Below are 13858 nucleotides of genomic sequence, written 5' to 3' on the forward strand. Positions count from 1 at the left end.
AATCGCGGATTTCTTCGCCTAGCTCACGCGATAGACACTCGAGCCTTATCTCCTTGCGCGGCTTGAAAACAAGCGAAGCGAAGTTTCTTTAGAAATCCCCAAAAAACTCCAAAAGCCCTACCGCAATCCTTAGAATCGTGTTGAAGTAAAATGGGCTTTTGCAGTAAAACCGACTTTGAAGTAAATAGGCTTTGTGTGAAAAACACCTTTATTATCATCATTGCGAGCCTTGCGTGGCAATCCACAAAAACAAAGCATATTTCCTAGAATCCACTTTTTAAAAAACACCGCCAATGCTCAAATCGCACAAGTGGATTCTAGTCCCAAAGTCCTAGAATCCACCATCCCCCTAGAATCCACTTTTGACATTTTGTTGGCATAAATGATGAAAATAGCGCAGGATACTTGATTTTAAGGCATAAAGTAGCTACAATAAATCCGCTTTATATTTCAACCTTAAGGAGACACAATGAATAAAGCAGAATTTGTCGATCTTGTAAAAGATGCAGGAAAACTTCCAAGCAAAAAAGATGCAGAAATCGCTGTAAATGCGTTTATCGCAGCAGTAGAGAAAGCGTTGAGTAAGAAAAAAAGCGTTGAGCTTGTCGGCTTTGGTAAATTTGAAGCTGTTATGCAAAAAGGTAAGTCTGGTAAAGTTCCAGGAACTAATAAAACTTATAGCACAAAAGATAAATATGTGCCAAAATTTAAACCAGGCAAAAGCCTAAAAGATCTTGTAGCGAAAAAATAACTTTCACTACCCCCATTCTATGGGGTTTGTCCCCGTAGCTCAGCAGGATAGAGCGTACGATTCCTAATCGTAAGGTCGTGGGTTCGAATCCCGCCGAGGACACCACTTACTAGATTCTTCTTATCCTTTTTTGTTTATTGATTTTTTTATGTTGGTTCATTTTTGTTTGCTGTCTGTGTTGTTGTTTTGGGAATGTCTTTTGCTTTAGTATATCTAGGTTTTTGTGAAGTAAAGTGATTTATGGAGTGTAGTATGACAAGGATTGTAGAAAAAAAATGGAGTTTCACTAGTGTTATTAACGCATATAAAGGTTGCGTGTTTATGGTGCTTGGCTGCGTGTTTTTCTCATTATCGGCACTATATGCAGCCGATGAAGAAGGGCGATTTACCTACGGACTTGATAGAGATGCCATAGCCCAAGATGGTGCGCAATACAACGATAGCAATCTCCCCCCACCCTCACAGAATCCAAATCTCGCTGACAATGCTCTAAACAATGAAAATATCCCACTAGATCCAAGCGACCCAAGCTTTAATGCCAATTTCACACCAAAAGACGCCGATCTTTTGCCTCATCAATATCCCCTAAGCGATAGGCTTACTTCACCAGATATTCCAACCGCCCAGCTAAAAGCCGCAATGGATGCGATGAAGAAAAATGATGTAGCAACGGCTTTTGCGCTGTTTAAGAAATCTTGTGATGGCGGAAATCCATCTGGCTGCTTTGGACTTGGGACAATGTATGCCACAGGCAAGGGTGTTGATGTCAATCTCCAAAAAGCACAGAGATATTATGAGATGGGTTGCTCTGCTGGTGATCCTACTTCTTGCACCAATCTTGCTATGCTCTATAATGAAAAAACCAATGCAAGCAAAGATGATAAAGAATTAGCAGTGCAATTTTATATGACTGCTTGTCAAGGTGGCGATGCGATTGCTTGTAATAATTTGGGCTTTATGTATGCCAATGGCGATGGAGTCGCTAAAGATTTTTTCAAAGCGATTCGTTATTATAAGCTCGCGTGTAATGGCGGTAGCAATCTAGGCTGCTATAACCTAGGGCTTATGAGTAATACCAAAAATATTTATGGCAAAAACAAAAATGCACTTTCTAAAGCGGATCTAAACTATGTCGCCTGCAATGCTGGGGATATTAAAGGCTGCGCTAATCTTGGATATATGTATGCTAATGGGCTTGAGGGCGTGCCATTAAGCTATGCCTATGCGGCAAAATACTTCAAAATGGCGTGTGATTCTGCTGATGTGAAGAGCTGTAATAATCTAGGTGTGCTATACCAAAAGGGGCTTGGTGTTACGCAAAACACACGCTACGCGCTTGATCTTTATGCCTATACTTGCAATGCGGGATTGCAGCAAGGCTGCGATAATTATCGTATCTTAAAGCAGGATTTACAGATCAATCCAAATCCTACCTATACACTTAAGCCAAAACCATCGAAGCCATCATCGCCTTTTTATAAGCGTTAATCTAGAATCTAGCAAAGGATAAGTATGGATACAAACTCTCTCTCTAGGCTTTTTGGTAAGTTTGCTTCGTGCGCGTTTCCTAAGTGGTTTCAGCGTATTGTTAATCGTGTATATGTGCGGATTTTCCGTATTGATTTGAGTGATTTTGCTCCGGTTGATTTCTATCCTACGCTTAATGCACTTTTTACAAGAAAGCTAGAGCGTGCGAGAGAAGTGGATTCTAGCAGTGAGTCTATCATCTCTCCAAGCGATAGCCTTATCACAGAGCAAGGCATAGTTTGTGAGAATCTTGCCCTGCAGATTAAAGGAATGTCCTATCCTGTAGATGAGTTTCTTGGCACGCCAAAAGGTGAGGTAGATGGCTTTAGCTATGTCAATCTCTATCTCTCCCCACGCGATTATCACCGCTATCACGCGCCTTGTGATATGGAGATCGTGGAGGCTAGATATTTTGGCGGAGAGCTTTTGCCTGTGAATTTTCCATCGTTGCGCAAAAATAGCAATTTATTTGTGCGTAATGAGCGGGTCGTGCTTGTGGCAAACACCCCACACAACACTAGAATCTACTTCGTGGCTGTGGGTGCGCTTAATGTAGGCAAGATGATATTCCACTTTGATTCTAGGATTGATACTAATGCCAAGCCAAATGCTAGAGATATTTATGTGTATGATACACCCATATCAGTGAAAAAGGGCGATGAGCTTGGGCATTTTCAAATGGGCTCTACAATCGTGCTTATTATGCAAGATATTAGTCTAGAATCATCGCTAGAGCAGACAGTGCGCTTTGGGCAAAGGATCGCGCGCTATGGATTGTGAGAGGCTTTTCATCTCTGCTTTACATAAATCTGGAGTATTGCTTGGGGTGGGAGATGATGCCGTGCTACTGCAAGATGTAAGCCGTATAAGCCCTAGAATCCACTTTTTTACCCCTAGAATCAAAAGCCCAAAATATAGGCATTTACAAGGAATTTCTAGCAGTAGTTTTGCTAGAGTGCTAGGCAAGCATAAGGAGCTTCTTGTCGCTGCTGATGGATTCTGTGAGCATATACACTTTAAGCGCGAGTGGTTGAGCTTAGAAGAGATCGCTACTAAGGCTATGCTTATCAATATTTCTGATATGTTTGCGATGAATGCTCTGCCAAAATACGCGCTTTTGTCCGTTGCGCTACCACATTTGCAAGCTAAAGAAATCACCCAAATCGCCCAAGCCCTAGCCAATGTCGCTAGGAGCTATAATGTCAAGCTTATCGGTGGAGATACGATGAAAGGAGAGAGTCTAGCCTTTCATATCACGATGCTTGGCGTGCCAAATGGCAAGATTTTAGGGCGCAAGGGGCTAAAAGCTGGGGATTTGGTGTATTGCACAGGGAGGGTTGGACAGAGTCTTTATGCGCTTTTGTGGCTACTTAGAGGTGGTAAGATCGCGCATTCTAAGCGGTTTGCGCGGTTTATCGCACCTTGTTTGCGTGATCAATTTATCGCGGCTATCGCGCCTTTTGCTAGGGTGGGGCTTGATGTATCTGATGGGGTTTTAAGAGAGCTGCACACGCTTAGTGCGCTAAATCACTTGCGCTTTAGCTCTCTCACAAAATCGCGCATACCAGCATATAAAAGTGGGGAGGAGTATGAGCTGCTCTTTGCCATAGCTCCGCGCCATAAACACAGGCTTTTGCGAGTGGCGAAGCGCACGCGCACGCCGCTAGAGTTTATAGCAAAGGCTAAGCGCATAGGTAGCAAGCTTCCTAGGGCTAGAATCTGGCATTGATATAGAGATATAGGCTATAATGTGCGCATTTAGCTAAGGGGTTTGGTATGAGAGCTTTTAGAGTGGTGGTTTTTGCGTGTTTGTGTGGGGTGAAGCTCTACGGGCTAGATCCCCAAACACAAGCACGGAATGATTATTTTGGTAATTGGTGGCAGCTTGCGAGCTTTCACATAGGCTCAAGCATTGATTTCAACACGCCAAATGGCGGTGCTATGGGGATAAATATCGGTGCTAGCGCGGGGAAGAATTATGTGTTTCTCAATGATTTAGATATAGGTGTGCGTGCGAAATATCTCTATGCTAAGACAGCGGTCTCTACGCATTCTTTGGGGGCTATGCTCTATGTGCATTCTTGGAATAAGCCTAATGCCGGGCTATTTTCTTTTGCTCTAGGGGGCGGTATGCTTGCTGCTCATCGGCTGGATTCTAGTGTGTTTGGTGGGTATATTGAAGTGGGGGTTGCTTTATTTAAGTTTTTCCCTGTGAATGCAGACTTGCTCTATCGCGCTAGCTTCTATCCCGTCAATAATCCCCTTGCTATGGCAGAGATGACACACGGGATCCATATTGTGTTTGGGTTTTTCTAGCGCACGCGGTAGATATATACTCCAAGTGGTGCGTGAAAGATATTGTTTGCTAGATGTTTGGCATATTGTGGTGCGTGGGTGATTAGGGCATATTTGGCAAGAGTTTTTGGGCTAATATCATAGAATCCAGCATAGCTAGAAGCAAATATTTCCTCATAATCTGCGCGAAGTTTGGCGAGATATTGCGGCGTGATGTGGGCTTGCGTGTAGGAGTCTAAATAGAGTAGGTCGCCACTTTTTGGCGTTTGGAGAGTAGGGGAGTTAAAGATGCTGTATGGAGAAGAGAGGTCGATATGAGGCGTGGTAGTGGGCGGTAGATTGGTCGCTAGGTCAAAATCTCTGCCGCCAAAATATCGCACAAACCACCCTAAGTATCCGTAAAACACTTTGCCAAGCGGATCTTGATTCTGTCCTAGCATAAAGATTTTGGTGCTAGGATTTGTGTGCGTGTAGTTTGCTAGAAATTGTGCGGCTTGCAGATAATGTGGTGGCAGAATCTTAATGCTTGTGTAGTGCGAGAGCGCGCTTGGGATATTGATTAGAGCGTGTATTAGGCACACTACTACAAAGAGCTTGCGCAAATGCTTATAGTAAAGTTTTGTATAAAATGCCACAGGCAAACACGCCATAACATAGCAAGGGAAAAAGTAATAAGGCGTGAAAATCATCAGCACAAAATAGCTAGCCCCATAGGCTAGGGCAGCGATAAGCAAGGAGTCATAAAAGGCATAGTGAGAATTTAGAGCTGTTTTGTCATCACTTTTTATGGCTTGGGATACTTTGTAGATACGCACGATCAGCACCGCTGGAGCAAAGAGAAACAAAAACGGGTGATAAAGCAGGGCATTTATCATATCTTTTGCTACTTGCATATCTTTTAGCCCAAAGTTAGCATAGGATTTTTGGATATGTGGCACCACAAGCCACAGGTATAATCCCATAAATACACACGCCACAAGCAATAGCACAAGCCCCACGATGATAATAGGCATATCAGCGCGATTTTTTGGCACACCGCTTGTATATCCATAGAAATATCTAAGCCCAAGAAGCAGAGCCAAACTCCCACAGATAAACACACAATCTGGCTCTTTGTAAAACATACTCACCCCACCACACACGATACATACCACCGCCCACAATGCCACACGCTTTTGCTCGTAAGCTAGGAAAAATAGCCCCAAAATATACCCACTAAGCCACACGACTTGCACTCTCTCTGGAAAGCAAACCCCCATAAACACAATCACAAAGCCAAGGTTAATAAAGCATATAAGCAACGCTAGCATACTATATGAGAGCGGCACGATTTGTATAAGCAGGTAAAACATCACGCAAGCAAGCAGGGTAAATAGCATAACATTTGCGAAAAAGTAGATTCTAGGGGCTGCAAGAATATCGCTTGTGGGAAATAAATACATTAAGAGATTGAGATCCATAAAGGCTAGTGGGTAGAATCTACCTTTGTCAAAGTGATCGACCCCCCAATAAATGGGCTTAGATTCTATGATATTGAAAAAAATCAGCGCATCATCAAGATTGAAAGACACGCTTGGGCGATAATATATAAGCCCCCCCCCCTATAAGAATTATTGCTAGTAAGCTAATTGTGATTATTTTGTTTGAGTGTATATTGTGTAGAGTAGTCATATTTTTCCTAAATTTTGGGCTTGTGAAAGTGCCGATGATACCATATCTTGCGTGAAAGTGCATTCTAGGAAAATAGCAAGGCTAAAGATTTGGAGCTAGAATCCACTTTTATAAAAGCTATTTTCTGCTAATCATTTTCACCCTATTGTTTCTTTTGTCTATTTTCTTTCCCTAGAATCCATAAAAAATGATCTAAATCTCGTGTCTTTTCATTTTCAAGCCCATAGAACTCAGCAAATCTATCAATGGCTTGGAGAAAAGTATCGTAGTTTTCAAGTTTTCTAAGCTTTGTATCAATAAGCTTTTTTTCAAAAAAATTTGTGCCTACTAGCTCACTAGGTATATCCGCAAACTTATTGCTTGTATCACTTTTGCCATTATTAAACAACACCAACACTTCACGCACAAAGCTATCATAGATTCTAAAGGCGTTTTGATTGTGGTGGAAGCAGTATTTTGTCGCAAAGGAGTAAAAGACTTTTTTCTTACTATCTTTTCTTTCACATTCTGCGATTTGCTCAATAATACCCTTTAATTCATCATAATTTTTTGGGTTAGCATTGCGTATTTTTTGGTGGATTTTACTCTCTACTTCAAGTTCGGCAATGTGTTTAGCAACTTCATAAATACCAAATTTTGCAAGATTAGTGCTATAAAAGCTATCTAGCACAGAAACCTTTAGTAGCACAATTTGCTCTAAATTTTCTCGCCCCAATTTAGCAAAAACTCCATTTTCACTAAAAATATTTTCAATCACCTTTTCTTGCTCTCGGTAGCTTTCATACTTATCACTATCGTATATCCCTAAAACCCTGTCATAAAATTTTTTCATCTTTTCTTTATGCCCACTCATCTATCATTCCCCTTTAGATTCTAAATACTCCTCATAACTGCCGCGGAAGTCTATGATTTCTGCACCATTCCCGCTAGAATCCACTTTTAGCTCAATGATTCTATTTGCATAAGCATCAATGAGCTCCCTATCGTGGCTGACGCAAATCACATTCCCGCTAAATTTATACAACGCCTCACCTAGTGCGATAATAGATTCTAAATCAAGGTGGTTTGTAGGCTCATCAAGCACCAAGAAATTCCCCCCTTCTAGCATAAGTTTGCTAAGCACCATTCTGTGCTTTTCCCCACCGCTTAGGGCGTTTATGGGCTTTTCTTGCTCTTCACCGCTAAAGAGCATTCGCCCAAGCGCATTGCGTATTTCCCCACTCTCTTTTTTCTTATCAAAGCCCCTTAGCCATTCATACAGGCTCTCTTCTCCGCTTATCTCTTCGCTCACATTTTGTGGGAAGTAGCCTCTTTGCGTGGTCGCCCCCCATTTGACTAGCCCAGAATCCGCAGCTAACTCTTCTACTAGAATCTTACATAAAGTGCTTTTGCCCACGCCATTTGCACCGATGATAGCGATTTTATCCCCGGGCAAAATTTTCAAACTCACATTGTTTAGCACACATAAATCCCCATAGCTTTTTGAGATATTCTCACACTCTAGGGCTTCGTTGCCAATGGGGCGATTGGGCTTAAACACAATGCTAGGATCTCGCCTAGAGCTAACGGCTAGAGATTCAATATTAAGCTTTTCAAGCTGCTTTTGGCGGCTTGTGGCTTGACGGGCTTTACTCGCATTAGCAGAAAAACGCGCGATAAAGGATTCTAGCTCCTCTTTTTCTTTAAGCTTTTTGTTTCGCTCCATTTCTTGCTGCTTGGCAATAAGCGTTGAGGCAATATACCAATCATCATAATTCCCGCTAAACTCCCGCACAGAGCCAAAATCCATATCCAAAATATGCGTGCAGACGCTGTTTAAAAAATGTCTATCGTGGCTAATGACTACAAGTGTGCCTTGATGGCGTTTGAGATTATCTTCAAGCCACGCGATAGAGTGTAAGTCAAGGTTGTTTGTGGGCTCATCTAGGAGCAAAATATCAGGCTTTGGGAATAGCACTTGAGCAAGCAAAATCTTAAACTTATCCCCACCGGTTAGGGTTTTCATCAATTCATTATGACTACTAGATTCAAAGCCCAAATCTTCTAGTATTTTTTCAATCACCACTTCGCATTCATACATTGGATCTTCTTCAGCACAAATCATCTCTAGCTCACCTAGCTCGGCATTGACCTTATCATCGCTCAAATCGCCATTTTCATAGAGATATTCCTTGCGTTTTATGGCGTCATATAATCGCTTATTGCCTAGCAGCACCGCATCTTTTAGACTAAGCTCTTCAAAAGCATATTGATCCTGCCCTAAAACGCCCATTTTTAAGCCCTTTTCTATGGTAACTTCTCCGTTGCTTGCTTCATACTCTCCGCTTAGGATTTTTAAAAATGTCGATTTCCCCGCACCATTTGCCCCGATAAGCCCATAGCGTTTGCCAGAATCTAGCTTAATATTGACATTTTCAAAGAGCTTTTTTGTCGCGTAACGCATTGAAAGATTGATTGTTTGTAGCATTGTGTGTCCTTGCAGATAAACTTGTGAAGTAAAGGCGTGATTGTAGCATATCAATGCAGATTCTCGCTATCGCAATGCTTAGTTGTTTTATCATTTTGGTATATTTTTAGGATTTTACATTGACTTTTTTTATTAAGATATTATAATTTTTGGGAATCAAGGCTATCCATATCTCGCTCGGCTGTCATTTGGCTGTTTGGCTGTCATTATGGCTACATTAGCCTTGGTTATCGTGATTTGGGAAGTTTTGTCAAGGAGAGATAATGCAAACTACTGATTCTGTGCAAAATCCTACGCATAAGCGTGGGTTACCCTATCGTTTTAGGCGATATGCGATTTATGTCTGTGTGGCGATCATCGCTTTGTCATTGCCATTTATCCAAATCAATGGCAATCAAATCTTTTTGCTCTCATTTGATCATAAAGAGCTGCATTTGCTAGGAGTTGTCTTTAGTGTCCAAGAGCTGTATCTAATGCCATTTTTATTGATAATGCTCTTTGTGGGGATATTTTTTATGACGACATTAGGGGGGCGCGTGTGGTGCGGCTGGGGCTGTCCGCAGACGATGTTCCGTGTGATTTATCGCGATGGGATTGAGACAAAGCTACTAGGCTTACGCAAGCGCATTGACAACAAGCAAAAAAAGCCCGATTTCACGCTCTTTAGCACAAAGCTTAAGAAGCTTTTGGCTATGGCTATATTTGCTGTGATAGCACTGCTTGCAGCGGCGAATTTCTTGTGGTTTTTCGTGCCGCCGAGTGATTTTTTTGCCTATGTGAGTGATCCACTAAATCACAAAATCTTGTTAGGATTCTGGCTGGGGATCGCGCTATTTTTGCTCTTTGATGTAACGCTTTTGGCGGAGAATTTTTGTGTTTATGTGTGTCCGTATGCACGCGTGCAAAGTGTGCTTTATGATAATGACACGATTATAGCGATCTACGATCCCAAGCGCGGTGGGGCTGTGTATGCGCCAGATGGGAGCAAAAACCCCTTAGCACCTAAGAAGCAAAATGTTGCCAATGAATGCACAAACTGCGTGGCTTGCGTGAAAGTATGCCCAACGCACATAGACATTAGAAAAGGTATGCAGCTAGAGTGTATCAACTGCCTTGAATGTGTCGATGCCTGCACCTCTGTAATGGCGCATTACAATCGCCCTTCGCTTGTGCAATGGAGCTCGCCAAATGCGGTAAGCTCGCAATCAAAGGTGCGATATGTGAGGGCAAAAACGATCGGCTATGTGGCGGTGCTGGCGGTCATTTTCTCTATCTTGCTTGTTGTAGGAAGTGGCAAGGAGAGTATGCTGCTAAATATCGATAGAAATACCCAAGCCTACTCCATACGCAAGAGCGGTGCGGTGGATAATGACTATACATTTTTGGTGCAAAATACCGACTCTAAGGCACATAGCTTTACTTTTGAGATTCTAGGCGATGATGGCTTGCAGATCATCTCGCCGCGTGAGCCAGTGGTAGTCAAAGAGGGCAATAAGCGCAAGCTTGTCGTAACGATTAGGGCGCAAAACCCGCTGGATTCTGCATTGGAGGACAAGGACTTGCTGCAAAATATCAAGATACGCGCCTATGCGGTTGATGATGAGAGTATCCAAGTAGAGCGCAAGACATTTTTTGTTTATCCATCGGCAAAAGAATTGCGCAAGGAGCGATGATCGCTCCTGTCTCTAGAATCCACTTTTGCTTGTGGATCACTTTTTGAAGAAGCTGCACCTGCACCTTGCTTACAGCTTGATTCGTGTTAGCATACTTCACTATGGGATTTTTAAGAAAAATTAGCTAGAATGCGCCACACTAAATGCAAATAGAGGTTGTATGTCTAGCACATCTTGCTATAAGCCTACTCGTATGTGCGTGGTCTGTCGCTCTCGCTTAGCTCAGAGTGTTTTGCTTCGATTTTGTGTGCGCGATGGGCTTGTGGCTAGCGGCTTTACATACGCGACTAGGTGTGGTAGGAGTTTTTATGTGTGTAGGTCTTGTGCGGTATGTGAAAAGCGAGTGCTAAAAGCCCTTAGCCGATTTAGTGCGATCAAAGATACACCCCAAAGCTTACAAATAATCCAGGAGATGGCAAAGTATGAGTGATAAGGTAAAGATTATAGATATTGCAGCAGATATTGCAAGGACACCTAAGGAAGTCTTTGAGAAGGCTAAGGAGCTTGGGCTTGATGTCAAAAACACGACTAGCTCAGTCGATGTGAAAACCGCAGAGATTCTTGCAGAGTTTGTTACAACAGGTGTCAATAAAATGCCCTCTCCACCCAAGCCCAAAGCAGCAAAATCTAGCACTAAAGCCACTAAAACTACAAAGACTGCTACCAAAACCACCAAGACAGATAAGCCAGCAGCCAAGAAAAGCCCCAAGCCCAAAGAATCTCCCGATACGCCTAATGATGTCAAAGAAATCAAATCATCTAAAAAATCCCCACCTACACAAGCCACCACAGAGCAAAATGCCCCACAAGAGCCAAAGCAAGAAGTAGAGTTTAAAAAGGATTCTACCCTTGCCCAGCGCAACATTGGTATCCGCATTGTGAAAAAGACCGCTAGCCCAGCCGCCAGCCAAGATACATCAAGCAAGAAGTCTCAGACCTATGCCCCCTCTATCCAAGAGCTTATGGGGCAAGATCAAGACATAGATGAGCCAATTAGAGCTAGGAAGTCTAAAAAGTCTCCCAAAAAAGCCGCGGTAGCGCACAGGGGTAATGAGCAGAAAATCGAGCTGCTTGATAGAGACTTTGGCACGCATAGAAGCGATTATGATGAAGAGCAAGATGAAATTATGCTTTTTGATTTTAGTGAGCGTGAGATTGTCGATGAAGATAAGGAAAACCAAGAGCGTCAAGCTATCACAGATCGTGTAAAAATCCAGCGCAAAAATCCGTGGCTAAATGAGCATCGCTCCATTAGCCGATCGCGGCGTAAAAAGCCCCAAAGACAGCAGGTAGATACAAGCAAGGTAGCTCAAAGTGCGATCACAATCCCAGAAGAAATTCGCGTGTATGAGTTCGCAGAATCTGCCGGTAGACCGCTTACAGAGGTGATTAAAGTGCTTTTTGGGCTAGGACTTATGGTAACCAAAAATGACTTTTTAGATAAAGATGCCATAGAGATCCTTGCAGAAGAGTTTCAAATCTCTATCTCTATCCAAGCTCAAGAGCAAGAAGTGCAAGAAATATTGCTTGATGAAAAAGACTTAGCAGAGCGACCACCTGTAGTAACGATTATGGGGCATGTCGATCACGGCAAGACCTCTTTGCTTGATAGGATTCGAGAATCTCGCGTAGCTAGCGGTGAGGCAGGGGGGATCACACAGCATATCGGTGCATATATGGTGGAGAAAAATGGCAAGTTTATTAGCTTTATCGATACGCCCGGGCACGAAGCATTTAGTGAAATGCGTAGCCGTGGGGCGCAGGTTACAGATATTGCTATCATTGTGATTGCTGCAGATGATGGTGTCAAGCAGCAAACGATTGAAGCTCTAAACCACGCCAAAGCGGCGAATGTGCAAATCATCATCGCTATGAATAAAATGGACAAAGAAAGTGCCAATCCCGATAAGCTAAAATCCGAGTGCGCGGAGCTTGGCTTTGTCCCCAATGATTGGGGTGGGGAGTATGAGTTTATCCCTATTTCGGCAAAAAGCGGAGATGGCATTGATGTGCTGCTTGAGACGATTTTGCTCCACGCTGAAGTGCTAGAGCTAAAGGCTTGCCCAAAGACAAGCGCGCAAGGTGTGGTGCTAGAGGGCAGTATGCAAAAGGGCAGGGGACCTGTGGCGACTATCATCATCAAGCAAGGCACGCTCAAAGTAGGTGATCCAATCTATGCTGGCACGGCGTATGGGCGCGTGCGATCTATGGTTGATGATATGGGCAGAGAGGTTAAAGAGCTTACACCTTCAAGTGTAGCATCTATCGCTGGGCTATCTGAAGTGCCAAGTGCTGGGAGTATGCTCTATGTGGTAGAGAGTGATAGTCAAGCAAGGGAGAAAGCCCAGAAGCTAGCTACATATCTACGGCAAAAAGAGTTAAGCAAATCCACGAAGGTCTCTTTTGATGAGCTTAGTGAAATGGTCGCACAAGGACAGCTTAAAAATATCCCGCTTATCATCAAAGCCGATACACAAGGTAGCCTTGAAGCAATCACGCAGAGCTTGCAAAAACTTAGCAATAATGAAGTGAAAGTAAGTGTTGTAGGCTCTGGGGTAGGGGGGATTAGCGAGAGTGATGTGGCTTTAGCTGCTGCTAGTGCCAATAGTATGATCCTAGGCTTTGGGCTGCGACCCACAGGGATTGTCAAAACTAAAGCTAAAGAATCTGGCGTGGAGATCAAAACTTATTCTGTGATTTATGATGTGATCGATGATGTCAAGGCTCTAATCTCTGGGCTTATGTCCCCACTTATCCAAGAAGAAGACACAGGGCAAGCAGAAGTGCGCGATATATTTACCATTGCAAAAGTCGGCACAATCGCTGGGTGTATGGTAACAGATGGCAAGATTTTGCGCGGAGTGAAAATCCGCCTAATCCGCGATGGCGTGGTGATCCACACAGGCAGTGTGGCAAGCTTAAAGCGGTTTAAAGATGACGCCAAAGAAGTCGCCAAGGGCTATGAATGTGGGATTATGCTAGAAAATTACAATGATGTTAGAGTGGGCGATGTGTTTGAGTCTTTTATCGAAGTGCAAAAGGCACAAACAATCTAGCCCCAAATCAAGCCCAAAAATCAAGCAATGAAAATACAAAACTAAGGATTCTAGGAGTGTATGATGTCGGTGCATTTAGAGCGCACGCAAAGCCTGCTAAAGGAGCTTTTAATAGAGGCACTAAGCAGCTTAGAAGATAGTAGGATTAGTAGTGTAAGCATTACTGATGTGATTTGCTCTAGGGGTAAATATAACGCCCAAGTTTTTATCCATACAGATAGTGAAGATAGGGCTATGGTGCTAAAGGCATTGCGCAAGGCAAGTGGGATTTTACGCGAGTATGTGCTAAGCAATAGCGGGTGGTATAAATGCCCGAAGCTAGAGTTTGTGGTCGATGAGAGTATGGCTAGGGCGCAGAGCCTAGAGCGGATATTTCAAAGCATAGCCCAAGAGAATGAGGCGGAGAAAAAGGCGTGAT

General features: G+C 43.1%; 14 protein-coding genes and 1 tRNA gene. 11 read left to right on the forward strand and 4 right to left on the reverse strand.

Going from position 1 to position 13858, the window contains the following annotated elements:
• Positions 1 to 23 precede the first annotated feature (23 nt).
• Positions 24 to 221, reverse strand: a complete 198-nt coding sequence (locus NYG90_RS06460; protein ID WP_285257164.1) for a hypothetical protein — start codon at positions 219 to 221, stop codon at positions 24 to 26.
• Between NYG90_RS06460 and NYG90_RS06465 the strand changes: the two genes are divergently transcribed.
• The 7 genes from NYG90_RS06465 to NYG90_RS06495 all read left to right on the forward strand — a co-directional run bounded on the left by NYG90_RS06465 (position 221) and on the right by NYG90_RS06495 (position 4594).
• The gene (locus NYG90_RS06465; RefSeq protein ID WP_285257165.1) at positions 221 to 382 is read left to right on the forward strand and encodes a hypothetical protein; all 162 of its coding nucleotides are present in this window, start codon (positions 221 to 223) and stop codon (positions 380 to 382) included. The genes NYG90_RS06460 and NYG90_RS06465 overlap by 1 nt on opposite strands.
• Positions 383 to 469: 87 nt before the next feature.
• Complete coding sequence (locus tag NYG90_RS06470) at positions 470 to 751, forward strand: HU family DNA-binding protein (RefSeq protein ID WP_115011959.1); 282 nt, start codon at positions 470 to 472, stop codon at positions 749 to 751.
• Positions 752 to 779: 28 nt separating this feature from the next.
• Positions 780 to 856, forward strand: a tRNA-Arg gene (locus tag NYG90_RS06475).
• Positions 857 to 1003: 147 nt separating this feature from the next.
• Positions 1004 to 2239 carry a tetratricopeptide repeat protein gene (locus tag NYG90_RS06480; RefSeq protein ID WP_285257166.1) on the forward strand — a complete coding sequence of 412 codons (1236 nt, stop codon included), beginning with the start codon at positions 1004 to 1006 and terminating at the stop codon, positions 2237 to 2239.
• Positions 2240 to 2263: 24 nt separating this feature from the next.
• Complete coding sequence (locus NYG90_RS06485) at positions 2264 to 3058, forward strand: phosphatidylserine decarboxylase (protein WP_434062731.1); 795 nt, start codon at positions 2264 to 2266, stop codon at positions 3056 to 3058.
• Complete coding sequence (locus tag NYG90_RS06490) at positions 3048 to 4007, forward strand: thiamine-phosphate kinase (RefSeq protein ID WP_285257167.1); 960 nt, start codon at positions 3048 to 3050, stop codon at positions 4005 to 4007. Before NYG90_RS06485 ends, NYG90_RS06490 begins: the two co-directional genes overlap by 11 nt.
• A gap of 47 nt (positions 4008 to 4054) precedes the next feature.
• Positions 4055 to 4594 carry a hypothetical protein gene (locus NYG90_RS06495; protein WP_115011956.1) on the forward strand — a complete coding sequence of 180 codons (540 nt, stop codon included), beginning with the start codon at positions 4055 to 4057 and terminating at the stop codon, positions 4592 to 4594.
• On the opposite strand, the gene NYG90_RS06500 is transcribed toward NYG90_RS06495, so the two are convergent.
• From NYG90_RS06500 to NYG90_RS06510, 3 genes are all read right to left on the reverse strand, one after another.
• Positions 4591 to 6144 carry a hypothetical protein gene (locus NYG90_RS06500; protein WP_285257168.1) on the reverse strand — a complete coding sequence of 518 codons (1554 nt, stop codon included), beginning with the start codon at positions 6142 to 6144 and terminating at the stop codon, positions 4591 to 4593. The two genes, NYG90_RS06495 and NYG90_RS06500, sit on opposite strands and share 4 nt — an antisense overlap.
• Before the next feature lie 242 nt (positions 6145 to 6386).
• On the reverse strand, positions 6387 to 7097 hold the full coding sequence (locus NYG90_RS06505) for an HI_0787 family protein (protein WP_285257169.1): 711 nt from the start codon (positions 7095 to 7097) through the stop codon (positions 6387 to 6389).
• A 3-nt stretch (positions 7098 to 7100) separates the two neighbouring features.
• Positions 7101 to 8711 carry an ABC-F family ATP-binding cassette domain-containing protein gene (locus tag NYG90_RS06510; RefSeq protein ID WP_285264850.1) on the reverse strand — a complete coding sequence of 537 codons (1611 nt, stop codon included), beginning with the start codon at positions 8709 to 8711 and terminating at the stop codon, positions 7101 to 7103.
• Positions 8712 to 8974: 263 nt separating this feature from the next.
• Between NYG90_RS06510 and ccoG the strand changes: the two genes are divergently transcribed.
• From ccoG to rbfA, 4 genes are all read left to right on the forward strand, one after another.
• A complete protein-coding gene (gene ccoG / locus NYG90_RS06515; RefSeq protein WP_285264851.1) occupies positions 8975 to 10384 on the forward strand; it encodes a cytochrome c oxidase accessory protein CcoG in 1410 nt (469 codons plus the stop codon).
• Between the two features lie 193 nt (positions 10385 to 10577).
• Entirely contained in the window at positions 10578 to 10814 is a 237-nt protein-coding gene (locus NYG90_RS10540; RefSeq protein WP_350338552.1) for a YlxR family protein, read from the forward strand.
• Positions 10807 to 13440 carry a translation initiation factor IF-2 gene (gene infB / locus NYG90_RS06520; RefSeq protein WP_285264852.1) on the forward strand — a complete coding sequence of 878 codons (2634 nt, stop codon included), beginning with the start codon at positions 10807 to 10809 and terminating at the stop codon, positions 13438 to 13440. Before NYG90_RS10540 ends, infB begins: the two co-directional genes overlap by 8 nt.
• A 63-nt stretch (positions 13441 to 13503) precedes the next feature.
• A complete protein-coding gene (gene rbfA, locus NYG90_RS06525) occupies positions 13504 to 13857 on the forward strand; it encodes a 30S ribosome-binding factor RbfA (RefSeq protein ID WP_285257173.1) in 354 nt (117 codons plus the stop codon).
• Position 13858: the final 1 nt, after the last annotated feature.

Origin of the sequence: Helicobacter zhangjianzhongii, from assembly GCF_030249855.1 — a bacterium.
Lineage (GTDB): Bacteria > Campylobacterota > Campylobacteria > Campylobacterales > Helicobacteraceae > Helicobacter_B > Helicobacter_B zhangjianzhongii.